Annotated in this window: 7 protein-coding genes and 1 pseudogene; 2 read left to right on the top strand and 6 right to left on the bottom strand. The window is 68.6% G+C overall.

Annotation, left to right across the window (positions count from 1 at the left end; translation table 11 throughout):
- Positions 1-154 precede the first annotated feature (154 nt).
- Positions 155-793: a hypothetical protein gene (locus tag ACIQ3R_RS15400; protein WP_397419741.1), complete on the bottom strand. Its 639-nt coding sequence runs from the start codon at positions 791-793 to the stop codon at positions 155-157.
- Positions 794-972: 179 nt separating this feature from the next.
- On the opposite strand from ACIQ3R_RS15400, the gene ACIQ3R_RS15405 reads away from it, so the two are divergent.
- Both ACIQ3R_RS15405 and ACIQ3R_RS15410 read left to right on the top strand, forming a co-directional pair.
- A complete protein-coding gene (locus ACIQ3R_RS15405; RefSeq protein WP_397419742.1) occupies positions 973-1,242 on the top strand; it encodes a hypothetical protein in 270 nt (89 codons plus the stop codon).
- A gap of 87 nt (positions 1,243-1,329) precedes the next feature.
- Complete coding sequence (locus ACIQ3R_RS15410; RefSeq protein WP_397419743.1) at positions 1,330-1,824, top strand: fasciclin domain-containing protein; 495 nt, start codon at positions 1,330-1,332, stop codon at positions 1,822-1,824.
- 14 nt (positions 1,825-1,838) lie between these two features.
- Here the strand turns inward: ACIQ3R_RS15410 and ACIQ3R_RS15415 are convergent, their stop codons facing one another.
- The 5 genes and pseudogenes from ACIQ3R_RS15415 to ACIQ3R_RS15435 all read right to left on the bottom strand — a co-directional run.
- Positions 1,839-2,027, bottom strand: coding sequence for a hypothetical protein (locus ACIQ3R_RS15415; RefSeq protein ID WP_397419744.1), 189 nt, complete (start codon positions 2,025-2,027; stop codon positions 1,839-1,841).
- Entirely contained in the window at positions 2,024-2,491 is a 468-nt protein-coding gene (locus ACIQ3R_RS15420) for a hypothetical protein (protein ID WP_397419745.1), read from the bottom strand. The genes ACIQ3R_RS15415 and ACIQ3R_RS15420 overlap by 4 nt, the downstream gene beginning before the upstream one ends.
- A gap of 9 nt (positions 2,492-2,500) precedes the next feature.
- Positions 2,501-3,754, bottom strand: coding sequence for a pyridoxal phosphate-dependent decarboxylase family protein (locus tag ACIQ3R_RS15425; RefSeq protein ID WP_397419746.1), 1,254 nt, complete (start codon positions 3,752-3,754; stop codon positions 2,501-2,503).
- Between the two features lie 71 nt (positions 3,755-3,825).
- Positions 3,826-3,930, bottom strand: a pseudogene (locus tag ACIQ3R_RS15430) (hypothetical protein); the annotation flags it as partial.
- A 15-nt stretch (positions 3,931-3,945) separates the two neighbouring features.
- On the bottom strand, positions 3,946-4,713 hold a 768-nt coding region (locus ACIQ3R_RS15435), incomplete at its 5' end, for an amidohydrolase family protein (protein WP_397419747.1).

Here is a 4,713-nt window from a genome sequence, read left to right on the forward strand (position 1 = left end):
CCGCGATACATGCTTCTCTGGAGATCGACGCAGTCCTCTATCGTCCCAACCATTCGCGTCCACTCCGGCTCATGCGGTGAGTAGTCCTTCACCCGCCGGGCAAATCCCATGGGCGTGAGCACGGCCTCTAGCGCCCCGACATAGGTCTTCCGGCTCACATGAAATCCTTGGGATTGTAGTAGATGACCCGGGTCTTGTTCCCGCTAGCCTCCTTGTACTTCTTCACCGCTTTGCGTCCGGCGATGCGCCCCGTCGGCGTGTCGGGCTTCAGTTCAAGGTAGAAGCGTTTGTCGGGCTTCGCCGGGTTGCGGGCCGGTGCGCCGATATCCGGTCGCAGGGCCGTCTGACCCTCGCGCGTGATACGAGGCTGCGACTTCCACCCGGCAGCCTCCTTGGCGTCGGCCTTCGCGCCATAGAAGCGATCCGCCCGCCGTCCAGCCCGTGTCGCCCAGTTATCGCCGACCCTCAGGTACGGATCCCGCCTGGTGAGGACGAGCGGGACCGCCTCGACCGCCGCCGGCGCCATCCGCGCCGCCACGCCCAGCGCCCCCGCCACCCCGACCGGCGCGAGGACCGGCGCCGCCATCCAGGCGTTCTCCCGGCTCGCGGCGCGCGCATTGTCGCGGGCGATGGCTTGTTCGCGCCGCAGCCTCGCGATCTCGGCTTCAGATGGCCGATACATGCGGGCTTGCAGGCCGGCATAGCCGCCGCCGCCTCCGCCTGCCTGCGCGTCATTGTAGCGTCGTTGCAGCTCGACCATGGCCTGATAGGGCGCCGCCAGCAGGTCCGGCACGGTTCTCGGTTCAGCCTGTGGTCTTGATTGCGGCAATCCGGCCTCCTCCTGCCAAGTTGCGCCCACACATCCCCAGCGCCTACGCGATGCAAACATGAGCCCGGAGAACATAGCCTGCGAGAGAGAACATATCAAGAACAATTTGCGTTCGTCGCGGCGGCGCCCCCGATGACTTCGCGTTGATCCTCGACGTCGACGGCTGCCCGCTGCGGATCGTCCACCTGCCGCAGGTCACGCCGTCCGAGCACACCCTCTTCGGCTTCACCCACACCGACGTGCGCGGCAAGGTCCGGGCGCTGGCCGCCAGGGGTGTGGCGTTCGTCCGCTACGAGATGTTCGGAGCCGCCCAGGACGCCGACGGCGTCTGGACCCCCCCTGTTGGTTCAGGCGGCGTCGCCTGGTTCCGCGACCCCGACGGCAACCTGCTGTCGATCTCCGGCGGAGGTTAGCTTCCCCGCCGCGCGCCGCCTTGTAATCCGCAGCGCCAATTCCATATCTCGGTCGTTATAGAAAATGGTTTTCGAAAAGGACGACCGATGATTTCTCGACGCCTTCTGGGCTTTGCGTCCGCCGCCGCCTTCGCCCTCGCCACGCCCGCCTTCGCGCAGTCGCCCGCCCGGGCGGATATCGTCGACACCGCCGTGGCCGCCGGACAATTCAAGACCCTGGCCGCCGCGCTCACCGCCGCGGGCCTCGTCCCGACCCTCAAGGGCGCCGGTCCGTTCACCGTCTTCGCGCCGACCGACGCCGCCTTCGCCAAGCTTCCGGCCGGCACGGTGGAAACCCTGCTGAAGCCCGAGAACAAGGCGCAACTGACCGCCATCCTGACCTATCACGTGGTCCCCGGCCGCGTGATGAGCTCGGCTCTGGCCGGCAAGGTCACCGACGCGAAGACCGTCGAGGGCCGGACCGTCAAGGTCGACGCCACCATGGGCGGCGTTACGGTCAACGGCGCCAAGGTCGTGACGGCGGACATCGCCGCGAGCAACGGCGTCATCCACGTCGTCGATACGGTCCTGATCCCCAAGTGACCCTGACCGCCTGATCAGGTGCCGCGCCGGAGAGCCTCTGGCGCGGCGTAGGCCCTCAGGAAGGCCGAACAGATCCCCTCAACGGCGGCCTCCAGGTTGATCGGGCTCTCTTCGCGCCCGCCCAGATGATCCTGATGAAGGATCGCGAGCAACAACGGTGACAGCAGGAACAGCGCCGCCACCCGCGTGTCCGTGGCGATCATTTCCCGCGGCGGACGTGCTCATCCAGTCGCAGGCGAAGGACGTCGACGGACGGATCGACGATGTAGCGCAGCGTCGACGGCCCGATCTCGCCGTCCAGCAGCCCCTCGGCGAGGCTGACCGCGAACACATCGCCAAGGCGCACCTCGCGGGGTGCTCGCATCGCCGCCAGCAGCGCCGCGCAGTAGTCGCGTATGGAGGTGTCCAGGTCGCCAGTCGGCGTCGCCACGGCCTCCAGGCCGCGACGGTCTTCATTCAAGAGGTTTTGGAGGATCGACCCCATCAGCTTGGTGCGATCGCCGAAGTAGTGTCGCAGCGTCGGCGTTGAGACCTCCCCCGCCTCGGCCAGCTGTCGAAAACTCGGGCGGGCGGTCTGGCGGCGCATCACACGCGCGCCGATGCGGCGCAGCAGAGCCACGCGCTTGGCCTCATAGTCCGCGTCGCGCGCGCCCTTGGGTCTGGACAACGGCCGCCCCTACTCCAGCGTCGCGTAGTTCGTCGATCGATCCGCCGCCCACGTCCCGGCCACCTTGTCGGCGCACTCGGCGAGGTCTTTGAGGTACGCCTCCATCACCCCCGTGTTGGAGTTGCTGACCGTGGCGTGCAGCGAGTCGGGCGGTCCCTGGCGGTCGTGGAACCAGCCACGCTCCAGCAGCGCATCGCCTAGTGCAAACACATCCACCGGCCGCTGGCTGTCCGGGTCCGAGGCGATCGCCACCAGGTGGTATTGCCCATCGCCCAGGATCTTCAGCCCCTCGATCGCCCCCACGCCGGCGCGCATCTGGTCGGCGTTGGCCAGGGTTGCGGCGGTCAGCCGCAGATACCCGTCCATCCCCAGCGTCTGCATCACCGCCCAGCCGGCCGCCATCGGCAGGCCCGAGCGCGTCCCCTGGATGTTGGGCGAGGCGTAGAAGCCGCCCAGCCAGTCATCGAACACAAAGGTCTGGTAGGCCCGGAGCGTCTTCGACGCATGCAGGATCACCGAGATGCCCTTGGGCGCGTAGCCCAGCTTGTGCACGTCGGCCGAGATCGAGGTCACCCCCGGAACGCGGAAGTCCCAGGGCGCCACCGGCCTCCCCAGCTTCTCTGCGAAGGGCAGCACGAAACCGCCCATGCAGGCGTCCACATGGCAGTTGGCGCCGATCCCCGCCGCGAGCGCCGCGATGGCCGGGATGTCGTCGATCACCCCCTGTGGATAGGCCGGCGCCGAGCCGACCAGCAGCACCGTCTCCGGCGTGATCGCCGCCGCCATGGCGTCCACATCCACCCGCCAGTCGGCCGTCACCCTGATCTTCGAGACCCGGATGCCGAACAGGTGCGCGGCCTTGTGGAAGGCGGCGTGGGCGTTCTCGCCGATGATCATGTGCGGGTTGGTGATCCCCCGCTCCTTGGCGCCCCGCTCCCGCGCCGCCAGCACGCCGCAGAGGATGCTCTCTGTTCCGCCGCTGGTCAGGAACCCGGCGGCTCCCGGCCCGCCATGCAGCAGCTCCGCCGTCCAGCCCACCACCTCGTTCTGGATCTGCCCCAGCGAGGGAAACGCCTTCGTGTTCAGTGCATTCTCATGCAGGTAGAGCGCCGCCGCCCGCTCGGCCGCCTCGTGCGCCTCCGGCCCGCCGTTGTAGACCATGCCGAAGGCTCGGCCGTCCTGCCAGCGCACGTCGTTCGCCCGCTTGGCCTGAAGCTCGGCGATCACCGCGTCCACGTCGCGGCCCTGGTCCGGTATCGGCACGTCTCGCTCCCGTATGGTTGTCCGAGAACGTCACCGCTTCCGCAGCCGTGCGCAAGCGTCTCAATCCGCCGTCATCCCGGCCGGAAGCCCGCGATGCGGGCTGGAGAGCCGGGACCCAGCATCCCGGGCCGTGCGACGGGGTCCCGGCTCTCCGCTTCGCTGCGGCCGGGATGACACAGGAGATGGGCGGCCTACACGTCCAGCCGGTAGACCCGCCGCGCCGTCCCTGCGAACAGCGCCGCCTTCTCGTCCGCCGAAGCGCCCGCCGCCAGGTGTTTGAACGCGTTCCAAAGCGTCGCGTAGTCACAGCTGCCCATATCGACCGGGAAGTTGCTCTCAAACATCCCCCGATCCGCCCCGAACGCCTCGATGCAGGTCTCGATGTAGGGCCGCCACTCCGCCGCCAGCTGGCTCGACGGCGCCCTCGGCTCGGCCAGGAACGAGGGGAAGTTGCAGAACGCCATGGCCAGCCCGCCCAGCTTCACCACCACGTTCGGGCACTTGGCCAGCTCGCGGATGTTGTCCCGCCAGACGCCGAACCGCTCTTCCCGACGCCCGGTGTAGCCACCCCGCCCCAAGGGCGTACCCACATGGTCGAGCACGATGGTGGTCTCCGGAAACGCCCGCGCCAGATCGATCAGGTCCGGCAGCTGCGGCTCCAGCAGCCAGGCGTCGAACGACAGCCCCATTGGCGCCAGCTTGGCGAAGCCCTCGCGGAACACCGGCTCCCGATAGAGCCCCGCCTCAACCCGGTTGAGCGGCCCAAGCACCGCCTTGTCCTCACACCAGGAGGCGCTGTTGCGGATGCCCCGGAACCGGCCCCCGCCGGCGCAGATATGCGCCTCCAGCACCGGCTCCACCGCAGCGCCCAGCAACAGGTCCGCCTTGCTGACGATCCCCGCGCAGGCCCGCATGTCGCCATACATCCCGCTGGCGCTCATGGCTGCCACGCCGTTGAC

It is taken from the genome of Phenylobacterium sp. (assembly GCF_044371015.1).
GTDB lineage: Bacteria > Pseudomonadota > Alphaproteobacteria > Caulobacterales > Caulobacteraceae > Phenylobacterium.

What these genes read in the sequence shown, in the direction of transcription:
- ACIQ3R_RS15410 (WP_397419743.1), top strand. Translation starts at nt 1,330, where the DNA reads ATGATTTCTCGACGCCTTCTGGGCTTTGCGTCCGCCGCCGCCTTCGCC.
- ACIQ3R_RS15415 (WP_397419744.1), bottom strand. Translation starts at nt 2,027, where the DNA reads ATGATCGCCACGGACACGCGGGTGGCGGCGCTGTTCCTGCTGTCACCG.